13 protein-coding genes and 1 riboswitch are annotated in these 16,973 nt (G+C 74.4%); of the genes, 7 read left to right on the top strand and 6 right to left on the bottom strand.

Annotated features, from left to right (window positions below; all coding sequences use genetic code 11):
• Nucleotides 1-69: 69 nt before the first annotated feature.
• Nucleotides 70-2,124, bottom strand: coding sequence for a primosomal protein N' (locus ACFQRF_RS21470; protein ID WP_379872944.1), 2,055 nt, complete (start codon nucleotides 2,122-2,124; stop codon nucleotides 70-72).
• An 838-nt stretch (nucleotides 2,125-2,962) separates the two neighbouring features.
• On the opposite strand from ACFQRF_RS21470, the gene ACFQRF_RS21465 reads away from it, so the two are divergent.
• Nucleotides 2,963-4,531: a hypothetical protein gene (locus ACFQRF_RS21465; RefSeq protein WP_379872943.1), complete on the top strand. Its 1,569-nt coding sequence runs from the start codon at nucleotides 2,963-2,965 to the stop codon at nucleotides 4,529-4,531.
• Here ACFQRF_RS21465 and ACFQRF_RS21460 read toward each other — a convergent pair.
• From ACFQRF_RS21460 to ACFQRF_RS21450, 3 genes are all read right to left on the bottom strand, one after another.
• The gene (locus ACFQRF_RS21460) at nucleotides 4,458-4,823 is read right to left on the bottom strand and encodes an MmcQ/YjbR family DNA-binding protein (protein WP_379872942.1); all 366 of its coding nucleotides are present in this window, start codon (nucleotides 4,821-4,823) and stop codon (nucleotides 4,458-4,460) included. The genes ACFQRF_RS21465 and ACFQRF_RS21460 overlap by 74 nt on opposite strands.
• Nucleotides 4,824-5,005: 182 nt before the next feature.
• The gene (locus tag ACFQRF_RS21455; RefSeq protein WP_379872941.1) at nucleotides 5,006-5,374 is read right to left on the bottom strand and encodes a hypothetical protein; all 369 of its coding nucleotides are present in this window, start codon (nucleotides 5,372-5,374) and stop codon (nucleotides 5,006-5,008) included.
• A 49-nt stretch (nucleotides 5,375-5,423) separates the two neighbouring features.
• Nucleotides 5,424-6,485 (bottom strand): hypothetical protein, encoded by a 1,062-nt coding sequence (locus ACFQRF_RS21450; RefSeq protein ID WP_379872940.1) that lies wholly within the window; start codon nucleotides 6,483-6,485, stop codon nucleotides 5,424-5,426.
• A gap of 401 nt (nucleotides 6,486-6,886) precedes the next feature.
• On the opposite strand from ACFQRF_RS21450, the gene fmt reads away from it, so the two are divergent.
• Nucleotides 6,887-7,819 carry a methionyl-tRNA formyltransferase gene (gene fmt / locus ACFQRF_RS21445; RefSeq protein WP_379872939.1) on the top strand — a complete coding sequence of 311 codons (933 nt, stop codon included), beginning with the start codon at nucleotides 6,887-6,889 and terminating at the stop codon, nucleotides 7,817-7,819.
• Between the two features lie 36 nt (nucleotides 7,820-7,855).
• On the opposite strand, the gene ACFQRF_RS21440 is transcribed toward fmt, so the two are convergent.
• Together ACFQRF_RS21440 and ACFQRF_RS21435 are read right to left on the bottom strand one after the other, a co-directional pair.
• A complete protein-coding gene (locus ACFQRF_RS21440) occupies nucleotides 7,856-9,304 on the bottom strand; it encodes an MFS transporter (protein ID WP_379872938.1) in 1,449 nt (482 codons plus the stop codon).
• A 90-nt stretch (nucleotides 9,305-9,394) separates the two neighbouring features.
• Nucleotides 9,395-9,877 carry an Rrf2 family transcriptional regulator gene (locus ACFQRF_RS21435; RefSeq protein ID WP_379872937.1) on the bottom strand — a complete coding sequence of 161 codons (483 nt, stop codon included), beginning with the start codon at nucleotides 9,875-9,877 and terminating at the stop codon, nucleotides 9,395-9,397.
• A 213-nt stretch (nucleotides 9,878-10,090) separates the two neighbouring features.
• Between ACFQRF_RS21435 and ACFQRF_RS21430 the strand changes: the two genes are divergently transcribed.
• From ACFQRF_RS21430 to ACFQRF_RS21410, 5 genes are all read left to right on the top strand, one after another.
• A complete protein-coding gene (locus tag ACFQRF_RS21430) occupies nucleotides 10,091-11,521 on the top strand; it encodes an RsmB/NOP family class I SAM-dependent RNA methyltransferase (protein ID WP_379872936.1) in 1,431 nt (476 codons plus the stop codon).
• A gap of 1,764 nt (nucleotides 11,522-13,285) precedes the next feature.
• Nucleotides 13,286-13,966, top strand: coding sequence for a ribulose-phosphate 3-epimerase (gene rpe / locus ACFQRF_RS21425; RefSeq protein ID WP_379872935.1), 681 nt, complete (start codon nucleotides 13,286-13,288; stop codon nucleotides 13,964-13,966).
• An 86-nt stretch (nucleotides 13,967-14,052) separates the two neighbouring features.
• Nucleotides 14,053-14,183: riboswitch (FMN riboswitch) on the top strand.
• Between the two features lie 107 nt (nucleotides 14,184-14,290).
• Nucleotides 14,291-14,908, top strand: a complete 618-nt coding sequence (locus ACFQRF_RS21420) for a riboflavin synthase (protein ID WP_379872934.1) — start codon at nucleotides 14,291-14,293, stop codon at nucleotides 14,906-14,908.
• Entirely contained in the window at nucleotides 14,905-15,576 is a 672-nt protein-coding gene (pnuC, locus tag ACFQRF_RS21415; protein WP_379872933.1) for a nicotinamide riboside transporter PnuC, read from the top strand. Before ACFQRF_RS21420 ends, pnuC begins: the two co-directional genes overlap by 4 nt.
• Before the next feature lie 83 nt (nucleotides 15,577-15,659).
• A complete protein-coding gene (locus tag ACFQRF_RS21410; protein ID WP_379872932.1) occupies nucleotides 15,660-16,958 on the top strand; it encodes a bifunctional 3,4-dihydroxy-2-butanone-4-phosphate synthase/GTP cyclohydrolase II in 1,299 nt (432 codons plus the stop codon).
• Nucleotides 16,959-16,973: the final 15 nt, after the last annotated feature.

The following is a 16,973-nucleotide window of genomic DNA, read 5'->3' as shown; positions in this document are numbered from 1 at the left end:
TCCGGCAGCGTAGAGCGGCGTGTGGCGGTGCCGCCACGGGTTTTCGCCCGACCGGGAGGGCGGGGCCGCTCACACCACGTCGAGCGGATCCACCCGCACCTGCGCGAGCCGGTCGTCCTTGCGGGCGCTGCGGGCGGCCGCGGCGGCCTTGAGGGACGCGGACAGCCGCCGGGCGCCGCCGCGCGGGACCCGGAGCAGGGCGCGTTCCGTCCCGGCGGACTCCGGCGCCCCGAGGACCGGCACGGGGCCGAGCAGTTCGGCGTCCTCGGGCAGCGTCAGCTCGTCCACCAGCTCCCGGACGTGCGCCGCCTCCCCGGTGACCGACGCCATCGTCACCGCGGGCGGGAAGCCGAGCTCCCGGCGCTCGGCCAGCTCCCGCTCCGCGAAGCCCATGGGGTCCCACCGGATGAACGCCTGCGTGACCGGCAGCGCGGCATCGGCGAGCACGATCACCTGGCCGCCCTCACCGGCCGGCCGGACCAGTGCGGCGGCGTTGCACCACCGCCGCAGCGCCTCCTCCGACGCACGCAGGTCGGCGCGGCCGAGCAGCGCCCAGCCATCCAGGAGCAGCGCGGCGGCGTAACCGCCCGCCGCCCGTGGCTCGGCGCCCGGGGTGGCCACCACGAGCGCCGGCCGCTCGCCGACCTCGGTCAGCACCTCCTCCCGGCCGGACGTGCGGACCGGCAGCGACGGGAACGCCCGGCCCAGTTCCTCGGCCGTCCGCCGCGCGCCCACGACGCTGGCCCGCAGCCGGGCGTGCTCACAGTCCGGGCAGCGCCACTCGCCCGCGATGCGCCCGCACCACCGGCAGTACGGCATAGCGTGGGCGCTGCGCAGCGCCAGCGGCCCCTGGCAGCCGGGGCAGCGGGCCGGCGCCCGGCAGCGCGCGCAGGCCAGCGAGTTGAGGTAGCCGCGGCGCGGCACCTGGACGAGCACCGGCCCGTTGCGGGCCGCCTCGCGCGCCACCCGCAGGGCCACGCTGGGCAGCCGGGCCGAGCGCGCCGCCTCGTCCCGCGCCAGCTCGGCGTCGTCGCCGGCCGCGCGGATCACCGGCGCCCGGCCGCGCAGCACCTCGCGGGGGGCGGCCAGCGGGCGCGCCCAGCCCGACTCCACGAGCGCCAGGCCGTCCGTGGTGCTGGTGAAACCGCCGACGAGCAGCGCCGCGTCGCTGCGGTGCGCCCGCATGGACAGCACCGTGCGGGCGTGCGGGTACGGCGCGTGCGGATCGCTGTGCACGTCGTCTCCGTCGTCCCACACCACGGCCAGCCCGAGATCGTGGACGGGGGCGAACATGGCCGCCCGGGTGCCCACCACCGCGGGGACGTGCCCGCGCCGCACGGCCAGCCAGCGCCGGTACCGCTCCTCGGGGCCGAGGCTCGCGGTGAGGGCCACGTGCCGGTTCGCGCCGAGCCGGGAGCGCAGCGCGGCGTCCAGCACCTCGACGTCGCGGCCGTCCGGGGCGACGACGACCGCGCCGCGCCCGGCCGCCACCGTGCTCGCCACCGCGACCGCTACCGCGTCCGCCCAGTCGGGGCCGGGCAGCGCGCTCCACACGGCCCGCGGCGCGCCGCCGTCCCGCAGCGCGGCCAGGAATCCCGGACCGGCCGGGTAGTCCCGCCACGGGCCCGGCTCCGGCGCCGTGAGCGGGGGAAGATCGGGGGGCTCCGCCGGCGCCTTCTCCACCCGGGCGTGCCGGGGCGGGATCGCCAGCCGGAGCACGTCGATGAGCGTGCCGGCGTAGCGGTCGGCGACCGCGCGGGCCAGGTCGCGGATCTCGGGGGAGAGCACCGGCTCGGCGGACACCACCGCGTCCAGGTACTCCAGCCGGCCGCGGAACTCCGACTCCGCAACCCGCTCCAGCAGGAAACCGTCGAGGTGCTGCCCCTTGAAGGGCACCCGCACCCGGCAGCCGGGCACCGCGTCGGCGTCCATGGTGCTGGGCACGCGGTAGTCGAACGGAGAGTCCAGGTGCGGCAGCGGGATGTCCACGATCACCCGCGCCACCGAGAGTTCCGCCGCCGGGCGGCGCCGCGGGGGAGGCTTCCGGCCCGCTGCCCGTGCCTTCTCCTTCGCGCGCGGGAGGTCGAACAGCAGCCCCTCGCCGGGCTCGGACCGCGCGCTCATCGGACCGCCCCCGTGGCCGGGCGCGGCGGGACATGCCGCGCGGGGCGAGGAAACGCTCCCCGGCGTCCGGCCGGACGGTGGTCTCCGGCCGCGCGCGCCCGGTGGGGAACGAGCCGCCCGGACGGCGCCGTGCCGGCTACCGCGAGCGGGGCGAGCAGCGCCCGAACGCGCCGGCCGACGCCATGCCGACGCACGGGACGGGATGCGAAGCGTCCGTGCTCCCGTCCGAGGTCTCGTTCGTTCCGCTTCAGCGGACACGTCATCGTCAGCATGCGGTGTTCGCGAACGTCGCCGCAGGTCGCGGCGGGTACCCGCGCTACACGAACCCCGGTTCCCCGAAGCGCGCGCGCTACACCCGATCCGGCGTGGCGGACACCGATGCCCCCGAGCCCCGGGAGACGGCGGGAGGCGAGCCCGGTGCCGATCCGGGCCGCGTGCGCCCCACCGGCCGCGCCCGGCACGACCGGGACGTCAACGCGGCGAACGACATCCTCGGGACCGGCCGCGCCGCAGCCGCGAAGGACCCCGGTGATGTCCGGGAAACCGGCGTGAGACGGCAAGGGCCTCCTTCCAGGCGGCCGTGCGGCGGACGCCCCGCCGCGCGGGAGACGCGGTGCGCGCCACTGATCCCGTAAGGGCGGACGGGGATTCCCCCTCTCTCGGGGGATGGAAGTCACTGCCAGTCTTACCAGAGCGCGCGGACAGCGCGACGCGGGCGGGCGGGCGTGCCGAGTGGCGAGGATACGGGCGCGTGGTGAGGGTCGTTCCGGTCCGGCCGGGTCGGATGCAATGCCGCAAACGCCCTCACGCTCAGTGGTCGCCATGCCACGCTGGGCGGGTGACGGGACACACGAGCTTCGCCGCCTACGAGCGCGAGATCCTCAACGCCATGACCAGCGACGGCGTCGACATCGCCGACGCCGCGGCCGTGCGCTCCTGGCTGCGCCGGAACCCCGGGCCGGGCGTCCGCCCGGACGGCCCACCCGCGGTGCCCGCGCAGGCGCGGAGACAGCCGAACCTCCCCGTACCCCTGCGGGCCGCCCACGCCACCCTCCTGCCGCCCGTGCGGCTGCCGCCCGACGCCGAACTCGCCGCCACGGCCCGCGTCTCACCGCTGCTGCGCGAGGCGTGGGCCATGCGCAGATGGGCCGAGGCGCACCGCCCCCGTGTCGTCGGCGGGGTGCTGGCCCCCGACGACGCCAGAGCCGCGGCCGCCGCGCTCGGGCTCCTGGACGACTGCGCGACCAGCTTCGACGGCCGCCGGCCCGAACTCGTGCGCCTGTGGTCCATGGCGCTGGACGCCGGTCTCCTCGCGATCGTCCCGGAGCCCGGCACCGGCGAGGCGCGGGCGCACGTCACCGAGATCGACGACTCCGACACCGCCGCACTGCGCAGCTGGCTCGCCGTCTACGTGCGCGCCAGCGGGTTCGCGGAGTACTGCGGCGAGCACGACCACACCGGTTACCACGTCGCCGAGCGCGTCCTCGGCGAGCTGACGTTCGAGCTCTACCACTCCGGCCGGGCCGCCCAGCTCGAACCGCGGGTCGCGCGGCTCGTCACGGACGTGCTCGCCGACGCCGCCATGGACGGGCTGATCCGCGACGGCCAGCGCGCCCGCCTGCGCGCCGTGGCCGAGTTCGCCGTGTACCGGTCGCTCGCCGCGCTCGCCCGCCACGGCGCCGTCCTCCTGCACCAGGGCGGCACCGTCGAACTCACCGGCCTCGGCCGGTGGGCCATGAACCAGCTGCTCACCGAGGCCGGCATGACCGCCCCGGTGATCGGGGACTACGCCACCGCCGACGCGGCGGAGCTCGCCGACGTGCTGGTCGGCTACAGCGAGGCCGACCGGCTCGCGGAGTTCGTGGGCTGGCTGCGGCAGCGCTCCGAACGGCAGGCCGCCGCCGAACTCGTCGCCGCCGGAGGCAGGGCGGGATGCGGCCGGCGCGGGATGGCGGTCGCGCTGCTCCGCCGGCTCGGCCGTCCCGCCGAACCCGCCGTCCGCGCCGGGCTGGCCGAGCCGCTGATGTGGCGGCACTGCCGCGAGTGGCTGCACGACCGCGGATTCGACCCGGTCCGCGACCTCACCGAGACCGACCGCGGCTGGCTGCTGGCCGACGCGGTGGCCGCCCTCGCCGAACACCGTGGGCCCGACGACTTCATGCGCCTGCTCGGCCGGCTGGTACACCGTCGCGACCTCGGCCTGATCGCCCGCATCCCCGCCACCGACCACCCCGACCGCGACCGCGCCCTGCGGCTGCTGTTCGAGTTCCATCCCGACCCGCACGTCTCCCTCGCCGTGCGCTGGGCGGTCGATGTCGCCGGCCGCCAGGGGCTCAGGGACGGTCCAGGCGCAGGCGCTCAGCCCGTGGGAGCCCCGCCACCACCAGGTCGTAGGAATCCTCGATGAGCTCCCGGACGAGCCGATCCGGCAGCCCGCCGTCCAGCACCACCGTGTTCCAGTGCCGCTTGTTCATGTGCCAGCCCGGGAGGATCAGGTCCGGGTGCTCGCCGCGGAGGCGGATCGCGTCCTCCGGATCGCACTTGAGGTTCACCTTGAAGGGGCGCGCGTCCAGGGTGGTCAGCGCGAAGATCTTGCCGAGCACCTTGAACGTCGCGATGTCCGGGTGACGGGGGAACGGGAAGTCCTCCACGGCCGCGTTCAGGGAGAGGCAGTGCGAGCGCAGCTGCTCGGGGGTCATTCCGGATCCTCCTCGTGATCGACCGGTGCGGCCTGTCTCCGGTCTACCAGGAGCGACGTGCCGTCGCCCGGCCTCCCCGCCGGACACGGGGAAAGGAAGAAGCCCGGCGCCGCCGCGCCCGGTCCCGGCCCCGAGCGGGATGGGGATGCTCGGAGCCGGGACCGCCGGTGGCCCGCGGTGCGCTACCGCGCGCCCGCCTCGTCCTGGGCGAGCAGTTTCGCGTATCTGTCGAGGGTTTCGGGGGCGACGGCGGGGATGGAACGACAGAACTTCTGGTACTGCGCGTGGACCTCGCGCACGCGTGCGCCCTTGAGCGTGCGAAGCGTGTGCAGCACCCCGTAGGCCCGCGCGATCTCCGCGGTGGTGCGGTCGACGAGGTCGGTGTCGCCGTTGACGTAGCCCTCGATCCGCCGCGCGTTCAGCTTCGCAATGGCGATGTTGACCGTGTCGCGGGCCCTCATCCGGTCGAGCGCGGGAGCGGGGTCGGCCGGGCCGCGGTCGCCGGTCCCGTCGAAGATCCCGTCCAGCTCGGTGGAGGTCTCAATGGCCATGTGCATCTCCCTGTGGTACCGGTCTTCGCTCGATCTGTTCAGCGGCCGGTCAGATGCCGTGCCCGTGCTGCTGCTTGCTGGAGTCGGTGGCCCGCTCGACCCGGACCGTGGACGGTTTGTGGCTGCTGCGCTTGGCCCCGCTCACCGCGTCGGTCACCTTGACGGCCGCACCCGCCATCCGGCCCAGTACGCCCGATTGCTGCGGGCCCCAGGCGTCCGCGGCCTGGTTGGCGCCGCTGTACTCCTGGGCGAGCTTGCGGACGCTGGACGCGTTGTCAACCTGCTCGTGCGTCCGCAGCTCCTCCATCACGCCCTGGACGTACCGGCCGTCCCTGCGGTGCTGCCCGAGCAGCCGCTGCGGGTTGCGCTCCGTCGCCTCCTGGGCGCTCGCCGCCAGCGAGGACTCGGGGGTCCGTTCTCTCGTGGCGGTCACGAAGGGCCGGACCCGCCCGTTCGCGACGATGCCGGACCGCTCGAAATCGGTGTCCTTGCCCGGTGTCACGGCGCGGTCGGCCGCCCGCCGCAGATCCTCCTCGTACGCCGGGAGGTCCGGGATCCTGATCCGCTGCGCGCCATCGTCGCCGGCGACGCTCACCGCGTCGTTCACCCGCTGTGCCGCGGCCGTCGCGTACCCGACGTGGCTGCTGGGCACCACGGTCAGCTGCTGCAGGCTCCAGCCGGTGGCGTTCGCGAACTCCGCGCGCTGCTCCGCGCCGATCCGGTACGCGGCTTCGCTGGCGCCGTCAGTGACGCGGACGAAGTGCAGCCCCTCCTCCCGCGCCCGGGTGGCGAGATCGGCGGCGGCGCGCGCCGCGCGTTCCCGGGCCGCGTCCCAGCCCTCGCCGGAGTCGGAGCGCACGGCGTCCAGCCAGGCCGGATCCTGCCGCATCAGGTCGCGCTCGTCGGCGACCACCACGGCACCTCTTTTGCCGAGCTGGCCGACGACGTTCTCGATCGCCGGGTCCGCGTCGGAGCCGACGGCGGCCACGACCTCGAGGTAGACGGGGAAGATGGGGGCTCTTGATCGCCCTGTCGTCGGACGCAGCGCCTCCTGAAATCTCTCCTCCGCCGCTCTCTCCGCCAGCGACTGTTCGGACTGCTCAGTGGCCATTCCGGTGACTCCTCTTATGGGGTGAGGGGGAAGCAGAGGCTGGCGGACCGGAAACGAGGTCGCGCAACCACGACGCCGCCGCTCAGAGCCCAGGGACACGGGGCACGCGGTAACGGGGCCGGTCAGCCGGACGGGATCGCCGCGACGGCGGAACGACGACGTGCCGGAGGGCGCGCCGCCGGGTCCCCGTACCGCCGGACGGTGTGCTGTGCGGCATAGTACGCCGTGCCGGATCCTCAGGCGATCGGCGGTGCCGCCGAGTTTTCGCCGCCCTTCTTGGAGGTCCGCATCAGTCCGGCATCGCATTCCGCATACCGTCGGCGACCGGGCGTGCGCACCCGCTGCGGCTAGGCTCGGCGTGACGTCGTCATCCGAGATCATCCGAGCCGTTGGGGGCATGCATGAAGCTGGTCTTCGCCGGAACACCCGAGGCGGCGGTGCCGTCGCTGCGCGCGCTGCTGGAGTCGCGTCACGACGTCGCCGCGGTCGTCACGCGACCGGACGCGGGCGCCGGGCGGGGGCGGCGGATATCGGTGAGTCCGGTCGGCCGGCTGGCGGCCGAGGCGGGGATCGAGGTCCTCAAGCCGGAGAAGGCGAGCGACCCGGACTTCCTCGACCGGCTGCGGGAGATCGGCCCGGACTGCTGCCCGGTGGTCGCCTACGGCGCGCTGCTCCGCGAGGAGGCGCTGGGCATTCCGCGGCACGGCTGGGTGAACCTGCACTTCTCCCTGCTGCCGGCCTGGCGCGGGGCGGCACCCGTGCAGCACGCGGTGCTCGCCGGTGACGACGTCACGGGGGCGGCGACCTTCCAGATCGAGGCGGGCCTGGACTCCGGACCGGTGTTCGGCGTGCTGACCGAGCCGATCCGCCCCACTGACACCAGCGGCGACCTGCTGGACCGGCTCGCCCACTCGGGCGCGGGACTGCTCGTGCGCACCCTCGACGGGATCGAGGCGGGCGAACTGGTCGCCCGCCCGCAGAGCACCGAGGGCGTCTCGCACGCCCCCAAGATCACCACCGAGGACGCCCGCGTCGACTTCACCGCGCCGGCGCTGCGGGTGGACCGCGTGGTCCGGGCCTGCACCCCGGCGCCGGGCGCCTGGACCACCTTCCGGGGCGGCCGCCTCAAACTCGGCCCGGTGGCCCCCGCCCCGGACGCCGATCCGCTGCCTCCGGGCCGTGTCGCCGCCGGCAAGCACCGGGTGCTGGTGGGCACCGCAACCCACCCGGTCGAACTGGGCGAGGTGCAGCCGCAGGGCAAGCGCCGGATGACGGCGGTGGAGTGGGCGCGCGGCGTCCGGCCGGGGGAGGGGGACCTCCTCGGGGCGGAGTAAGGAGGCGCGGACCGGGGCGCGGTCCCCGGCCGGGTCCTAGCGCACGGTGCCGGCGTCGCGGGACGGCACGGTCGCGGGGACCGCTGCGGGGCGCATCCGGTAGGCCACGACCAGAGCCGGGACGACGACCACCACCATGGCCAGGAAGGCGTCGGAGAACGCGGCGCCCTCGTGACCGGCGTACAAGGGGTTGACGGCGCCGCCGCCGCTCTGCTGCCTCGCGGACACCAGCACGCCGAAGAGGGCGGGCCCGGCGCCGGCGCCGAGGAACTGGGCACCTTGCAGGATCCCGAGCCCGACGCCGGTCTGGCCGGCCGGTAGCGCGCTCGCCGCGGCGCTGATGATCGGGGTCAGCACGCAGATGAAGCCGACGCTGAGCCCGAGAATCCCGGCACCCGCCGGGATCACCGACGTATCTCCGGCGGAACCGGAGAGGAACAGGGCGGAGACCCCCATGGCCGCCAGGCCCGCCAGGACCAGGGGGCGGGTGCCAATACGGTCGGCGAGGCGGCCGATCAACGGCGAGATGACGGCGACGGCGATCCCGGCCGGGATCATGACCAGCGCCCCCGCCCCCGGGGTGAGACCGTTGACGTCGACCAGCAGCAGCGGAACGAACACCAGGCCGCCGAGGTTGGCGGTCATGGCCAGGAACGCGACGACGACCGCGGCGCGGTAGACCCGGTTGGTGAACAGCGCGGGTGGGACGAACGGGTTCGCCACGCAGGCGGTGCGCCACCCGAAGAGCCCGATCGCCACGACCGCCACCGCGAGACCGCCCCAGGTCGAGGGCACTGCCGGGCCCGCGACCTGGGCCTGGGTCATGCCGAAGAGCAGCAGCCCGGCGCCCAGGCCCAGGAGGATGCCGCCGGGAAGGTCGAAGCGGCCCGTGCCCGCCGGAGCCTCGCCCGGGAGCACGCGCAGCGCGGCGGGGAGCAGGACCAGCGCGGCACCGAGCATGAGCCAGAACAGCGCGGGCCAGCCGAGGTACTGGCCGATCCCGCCGCCGACTGCCGGCCCGGCGGCGGTACCGACACCCGAGGCCGCGGAGATGACGCCGATCGCCATGCCGCGCTTGTCCGCCGGCAGCAATCGGGTGACGGCGACGACCGAGAGCACGGGTATAGCGGCCGCGCCCACGCCCATCACGATCCGCCCGAGCACGAGCACGAGGAGGTCCGGGGCGAGCGCGCAGATCAGGCTTCCGGCGGCGTAGGCCAGCAGGGCGAACCCGAAGAGCCGCCGCAGGCTCACCCGGTCGGAGACGCGGCCGTAGAGGGGGACCCCCACCGAGAACGTCAGCAGAAAGCCGGTGACGACCCAGGCGAGTTCCGCCTCGGAAGCCCCGAATTCCGCTCCGATCGACGGGAGCACGAGGTTGACCATGTCGCTGGCGATGACCGTGATGAGCAGGGTCGTCGTGAGCACCGCCAACAGGGCCGGCGCAGAGGGGGGTCGTTCGGTCGTGGGCGGTTCGGGGGGCATTCGGCGCTCCTATCGGGTGATTAACTGGCACTGTGACGGTTACAGTTATGCCATGAGAAAGGCGGAGGACCCGCCTCCGCCGTTGCTCGGTTAACGAACCAGCCCGAGTTCGCGCTCGGTGTCCAGCACCCGCTGGACCAGGTGGGCGATCGTCGTCCGGCTGAGTCGTTCTTCCATGGCTCGTTCGGCGTCCCGAAACTCCACTTCGAGCAGCGCCTGCATGTTGCGCCCGACCTCGCACTCGGCGCTGGGCGGATGGGGGTGCCGTGACAGGATCGGCCCCGCCTCCACGGCGGCGAACGCGTCGTGGAGCGTGATCTCGCGTGGGGGGCGGGCCAGTGACCAGCCGCCACCGCGCCCCTCGGTGGACCACACCAGGCCGGCGTCCCGCAGACTGCCGAGGATGCGCCGCACGAGGACCGGATTGCTCTCCAGGCTGTCGGCGATCTCCGCGGAGGTCAGCGAGCGCTCGCTCCAGCGCCCCATCATCGTGAGCGCGTGGATCGCGACCGCGCTCCTGCTGCTGAGCCCCACCGTGCCTCCCGTGCACTCCGCCGCGCCATCGAACTGCAACGAGAGTAGTTACGGTTGCGGTGCCTCGTCAATCCCGGCAACGCGCACCGCCGGCATCGTCGCGCCGGGAACCGGGCGACCGGCTCGCCCGTCCTGTTTCCCGGGCGGCGGCCACCACCTGCCCGACACTGGGAGAATGGACCCAGGACGCCCGTCACCAGGCCGGGCGGCCGCCGGACCGATCCCGTACACCCCGCGTGAGGCTGATTCACCGTGACCGACCGTCCCCGTTCGCCCTACCGCTCCACGCGCCGCGGCCAGCGGCGGCCGGCGACGCCGCCGACCCCGAAGGACCCGGCGCGGCGGGTCGCCTACGACGTCCTGCGCGCGGTGGACACCCGGGACGCCTACGCCAACCTGCTGCTCCCCGCCCAGCTCCGGGACCGCGGCGTCACCGGCCGGGACGCCGCGCTGGCCACCGAGCTGACCTACGGCACCCTGCGCCGCCAGGGCAGTTACGACGCGATCCTGGACGCGTGCGTGGACCGCTCGCTGCGCTCGGTCGACGCCGAGGTGCTGCCGCTGCTGCGGCTCGGCGCGCACCAGCTGCTCAGCACCAAGATCCCGCCGCACGCGGCCGTCAGCGCCACCGTCGACCTCGCCCGGCGTGTGGTCGGCCAGCACCGTGCCAAGTTCGCCAACGCCGTCCTGCGCAAGGTCAGCGTCCGTGACCTGGACGAGTGGCTGGCCATCGTCGCCCCCGCGGCGGAGACGGACCGGGCCGGGCATCTCGCGGTCGTGCACAGCCACCCGCGCTGGATCGTGGAGGCGCTGGCCGCCGCGCTGGGGGAGCGGCCGGACGGCGGGCTGGCGGAGACGGAGCGGCTGCTCGCGGCGCACAACGAGCGGCCGCGCGTGACGCTGGTCGCCAAGCCGGGCCGGGCCGCCGTGGCCGACCTCGTCTCCGAGGGCGCCGCCGAGGCGCGGTACTCCCCGTACGCCGCCTACCTGCCCGAGGGGGACCCGGCCGCGCTGCGCCCGGTCCGGCAGGGGCGCGCCGCCGTCCAGGACGAGGCGAGCCAACTGGTCGCGCTCGCCCTGGCCCGGGTCCCGGTCGAGGGCACCGACGCCAGATGGCTGGACATGTGCGCGGGCCCCGGCGGCAAGGCCGGCCTGCTGGCCGGGCTGGCGGGGCAGCGAGAGGCCCACCTGCTCGCCGCCGAACTGCAACCGGCCCGCGCCGGACTGGTCGCCAGCGCGGTACGCCGCTCGGTGCGCGACGCCGCACGGGTCGTCGTCGCCGACTCCACCCGCCCGGCCTGGCGGGAGGCGGCGTTCGACCGGGTTCTGGTGGACGTGCCCTGCACCGGCCTCGGCGCCCTCCGCCGCCGCCCGGAAGCGCGCTGGCGCCGCACCCCGCAGACCGCCGAGGAACTGGCCCCGCTACAGCGCGCGCTCCTCCACCGGGCCCTGGACTCCACGCGGCGTGGCGGAGTGGTGGCGTACGTGACGTGCTCGCCGCACCTGCCGGAGACGCGGGGGATCGTGGACGCGGTGCGCGCCGAGCGAACCGACGTGGCCGCGATCCGGGCGGCCGACCACCTGACGGAGGCGCCGGACGCGGCGGCCGGAGACTACGTGCAGTTCTGGCCGCACCGGCACGGGACCGACGCGATGTTCCTGGCGCTGCTGCGGCGGGTCTGACCGTCCGACGGCGGCGGCCCGATCGGCGCGGCCGGCGGAGCCGGGCTGGGACGGCGTGCCGGAGATCGTGGCGGTCACCGAGCTCTTCCGGCACACCGGCTTGATGGTCGATGGGGGTTCGCTGAACCGGCCGCGGGCCTGGCGACGGGCACCCGCGGCCAGGCTGTGAAGAGGCATCCGGACGCCCTTCCCACCACTTCGCACGGCCGTCTGGACGAGCACGTCTGGTGGCGGGTCCGGGGCGTGCGCGCACCGCACGGCCGGATGGCTCAGGCCCACCGAAGAGAGCGCACACCCCATCAGCGATCTAGGCGTCGCCGGGCCGCATGCGGGCTCGTCCCGCCTGCTTTGGTCGGAAAGTCTTGACGACCGGTCTCGGTCACGCCTGGGAACGCCGTCCCAGATGGCCGTGGGGAACACCACGCCGCACGGTTCGGCGCCGCGCGCCGAACCGCAGGCGATGCCTGCCCACGCACATCGTCAGCCGGGCGGCGCGCCGCAACCTTGCCCGGCCGATCGAGCGGGACGCGCGACATGGACTCTTGGACAGGCGATACCGCGCCACGGTCATCCCTGCGCGTGCGGGGAGCAGGCCCCAGGATGATCCCGGCCCAGATCAGGCCGGGGACCATCCCCGCGCGTGCGGGGAGCAGGCCGGCGCGGTCGTCGTCGGCGTCAACCCGGCGGGACCATCCCCGCGCGTGCGGGGAGCAGACGGCCTGGACGCCGCCACCGCCCGCTCGGTGGGGACCATCCCCGCGCGTGCGGGGAGCAGGCCGAGTCCGGCCACGGCCGGGAGGCCGTCGAGGGACCATCCCCGCGCGTGCGGGGAGCAGTCTTGCTGACCTGCGACGTTATCAGCGCGAGGTCTCGTTTTCGACCACTTTCCCAATGAACGGTGACTCAGCCAGTCCAGGAGGACGAAGTCTCCCCCTCAGCGAGGTTGACGTGGACGGAGCGGAATGCCGACTCGCCCTTCCAGGCCCGGGCGACGCGGACCAGCCGACGCCCGCACCTGAGACTCGATGCTTCGACGCCCTGGACACAGCCGCTCCACGCGCTGCCGACCGGGGAAGCAGCCGACCTAACGTGCGCGGTACGGCTGTCAGAAGTCGTGACGTCGTCCCCCGGGTGCGGGACGCAACAGCAGAGTCCAGTCACGCGACCGCCCCATGCCCACCATCCCCGCGCATGCGGGGCGCACTACTACGGCACGACCAAGACGCCGTACAACGAGGGGTCATCCCCGCGTACGCGGGGCGCACTGGCCGCTTTCCGCGAGCGACCACGCCAGCCCGGGGTCATCCCCCGCGTACGCGGGGCGCACAGAGCCGCCCGGCCTCTCCCTCTGGGGCACCCGGGGTCATCCCCGCGTGTGCGGGGCGCACCTCGTGCCGGTACTCCTCGGGGCCACGGTCATGGGGTCATCCCCGCGTGTGCGGGGCGCACATCGCACAGTCGTGCGGGTACAGCCCGGCCACGGGGTCATCCCCGCGCACGCGGGGCGCACGTGACGGTTCCGTCGCTGAATCCCGACGAGGCGGGGTCATCCCCGCGTACGCGGGGCGCACTCTTGACGACCTGGGACGCTATCAGGACCGAGCCCGCCTCACGAGCACTTTGAAAATCCTCGAATGCGCATCCAACGCACCCGCACCCCCGAAGACCCCGTCGGCTCGTTGCCCCACCCTCACTCCACCATCCGCCCTTCCACCTCGGCGTCTGAGGACGCCGCCTTACCCGCCACGATCTACACTCGGTGCCGTGGCCATCCAGATCTCTCCCAGCATCCTCGCCGCCGACTTCGCCCACCTTGCCGACGAGGCGGCGGCGGTCGCCACCTCCGCCGACTGGTTGCACGTCGACGTGATGGACAACCACTTCGTGCCCAACCTGACGCTGGGACTTCCGATCGTCGAGGCGCTGCGCAAGGCCGCCGCGCTTCCGCTGGACTGCCACCTGATGATCGAGGACCCCGACCGGTGGGCACCGGCGTACGCGGAGGCCGGAGCCGGCAGCGTCACCATCCATGCCGAGGCGGCCAAGGCCCCGGTGCGCACGCTCCGGTCCATCCGGGCGGCCGGGGCGCGGGCCGGGCTGGCGTTGAATCCGGCCACGCCCGTGGAGCCCTACGCCGACCTGCTGCCCGAGTTCGACATGCTGCTGCTCATGACGGTCGAGCCCGGCTTCGGCGGGCAGCGGTTCCTCGACATTGTCCTCCCCAAGATCCGGCGTGCCCGTGAGCTCATCCGGGGGCGTGCGGGCGCCGTGTGGCTGCAGGTCGACGGGGGCGTCAGTGCGGACACCATCGAGCGCTGCGCCGAGGCGGGCGCGGACGTGTTCGTCGCCGGGTCCGCCGTCTATGGGGCCGAGGACCGGGCCGGTGCCGTCGAGGCGCTGCGTGCGCAGGCCGAACGCGCGGCCTCGCACACCGCCGCCGGGTGACCGTGGCGCGGCGCCCGCCCGTGTGAGCGACCCGACATCCGGCCGGGAATGCCGCCCGTGGCAGACTGGTTGACCGAGACGTTGACACGCGTGCTCCGGGGTCGGTGAAAGTCCGAACCGGCGGTGACAGTCCGCGACCCGGCCGAATCCATCGGCCGGTGGAACCGGTGGAATTCCGGTACCGACGGTGAAAGTCCGGATGGGAGGCAGCGCGCGTGGAGGGCAGCGGACCCGTTCCCGGTTGACGGGATGGCCGTCGTCCTCCTGCGGCGGCGGCCGTGTGCACATCCCCGGAGCCTGGACAGGTTAGGGGATGGCTTTCACGTGTTCACCGGAATCGTGGAGGAACTGGGCGAGGTCGTCGCCATCGCGCACGTCGGCCCCGCCGGCCAGGCCGCCCGGCTGACGATCCACGGCCCCACCGTCACCGCCGACGCCCGGCACGGCGACTCCATCGCGGTCAACGGGGTCTGCCTCACCGTCACCGAGTGCGCCGACGGCCGGTTCGCCGCCGACGTGATGAAGGAGACGCTCGACCGCTCCAGCCTCGGCGTCCTCACCCCCGGCTCCCCGGTGAACCTGGAGCGCGCCGCGCCCGTGTCCGGCCGGCTCGGCGGGCACATCGTGCAGGGCCACGTGGACGGCACCGGGCGCGTCCTTGAGCGGGTCCCCGGCGCCGACTGGGAGACCGTCCGCATCGCGCTGCCCGCCGACCTCGCCCGCTACGTCGTGGAGAAGGGGTCCATCGCCGTCGACGGCGTCAGCCTCACCGTGGTCGCCGCCGCCGACGACGCGTTCACGGTCGGCCTGATCCCCACCACGCTCGACCTCACCACCCTCGGCCGGACGGCGATCGGCCAGCCGGTCAACCTGGAGGTCGACGTGCTGGCCAAGTACGTGGAGCGGCTGCTCGGCGCGACCGGGCGGGAGACGCTCCGATGAGCGGGCCCGAAACCGGCGTGTGGTGGCTGGAATGGGCCTACGCCGGCTTCACGCTGTTCGGTGAACATGTGCGCTGGGCGGATCTGCTGGGCAACCTCGCCGCCCTGGGCACGGTGGCGCTCGCGGTGCGCCGCAGCATCTGGACGTGGCCGGTGCAGCTGTCCGGCGCGGTCCTGCTGTTCGCCGTCTCCATCGACGCCCACCTGCTCGGCAACGCCCTCAAGCAGGTGATGTTCGTGCTGCTGGTCTGCTACGGCTGGTACCGCTGGGCCCGGGGCACCCGCGGTGGCGCGGCGCTGCCGGTGCGCCCGGCGACCGCGCGGGAACGCGGCCTGCTCGCCGGCGCGCTCGTCGGCGGCACGGTGGCGGTCGCGCTGCTGTTCGAGGCGACCGGCATCTCGTGGGCGCCGTGGCCGGACGCCTTCATCTTCGTCGGCAGCGCCGTCGCCACCTTCGGCCAAAGCCGCGCGCTCGTCGACTTCTGGATCGTGTGGATCATCGTCGACCTGGTCGGCGTGCCGCTCGCCCTGATGTCGGGCCTGTGGGTCAGCGGGCTCGTCTACGGCGTCTTCTTCGTGCTCGCCGTCGTGGGCGTCCGCGACTGGATGCGGCGGTACCGGACACTCACCGCCGTGACCGGCCCCGGGCGGGAGCAGGTGGTGGCGTGATGAGCCCCCGGACCGGAAGACGCGATCGCGCGAGTGCCCAGCGCCCCGCACCGCAGCGGAGACCGAGCAGACCAGGAGTGAGCATGACAGCCGCCATCCACGACGCCACGGACGCCACCGCGCAGCGCGCCAGAGACGCCGACGCCCCCGGCACCGTCCTGCTGGACGACATCGCCGACGCGATCGAGGACGTGGCCGCGGGCCGGGCCGTGATCGTGGTGGACGACGCGGACCGCGAGAACGAGGGCGACATCATCTTCGCCGCCGACGCCGCCACCCCCGAACTGCTCGCCTTCACCATCCGGCACACCTCGGGCGTGGTGTGCGTCCCCATGCTGGGATCCGACCTCGACCGGCTCAACCTCCCGCTGATGACGGCCCGCAACGAGGAGTCGCTGCGCACCGCCTACACCGTCACCGTGGACGCGCGGTCCGGCGTGAGCACCGGGATCTCCGCCGCGGACCGGGCGCACACCATCCGGACCCTGGCCGACCCCGCCGCCGAGGCCGCGGACCTCGTGCGCCCCGGCCACGTACTGCCGCTGCGGTACCACCCGCACGGAGTCCTCGCCCGCGGCGGCCACACCGAGGCGGCCGTCGACCTCGCCCGGCTCGCGGGCCGCCGCCCGGCCGGCGTCCTCGCCGAGGTCGTCAACGACGATGGCACCATGGCGCGGCTGCCGGAGCTGCGCCGGTTCGCCGACGAGCACGGGCTGCGGTTGGTGTCGATCGAGCAGCTCGTGCAGTACCGGCGGCGGACCGAATGGCTGGTCGAGCGGGCGGTCGAGACCCGGATCCCCAACCGCCACGGTGAGTGGCGCGCCGTCGGATACCGGGGCGTGGTGGACGGTGTCGAGCACGTCGCCCTCGTTTACGGCGACCTCGGCGACGGCCAGGACGTGCTCGCCCGGCTGCACTCGGAGTGCCTCACCGGCGACGCCTTCGGATCGCATCGCTGCGACTGCGGGACCCAGCTCGACACCGCGATGGCCGCCATCGCCGCGGAGGGCCGCGGCGTGCTCGTCTACCTGCGCGGCCACGAGGGGCGCGGCATCGGCCTGCTGCACAAGCTCGCCGCGTACCGGCTGCAGGACGACGGCGCGGACACCGTCGACGCGAACCTGGAGCTCGGCCTGCCCGCGGACGCGCGCGAGTTCGGCACCGGCACCCAGATCCTCGCCGACCTCGGGGTGCGCTCGGTCCGGCTGCTCAGCAACAACCCGGGCAAGGTCGACGGCATCACCCAGCACGGCGTGCGGGTGACCGAGCGCGTGACGATGCCCCCCGCCGTCACCACCGACAACCTCCGCTACCTGGAGACCAAACGCGACCGGATGGGGCACGACCTGCCCGGTCTGGCCGACGTCTCCACGGCCAACTGACCATGCCCGCCCGGC

The organism is Marinactinospora rubrisoli (assembly GCF_042664915.1).
Taxonomy (GTDB): Bacteria; Actinomycetota; Actinomycetes; order Streptosporangiales; family Streptosporangiaceae; genus Marinitenerispora; species Marinitenerispora rubrisoli.
Note: the sequence above shows the minus strand (reverse complement) of the source record. Positions and strands in the feature narration are given on the sequence as shown.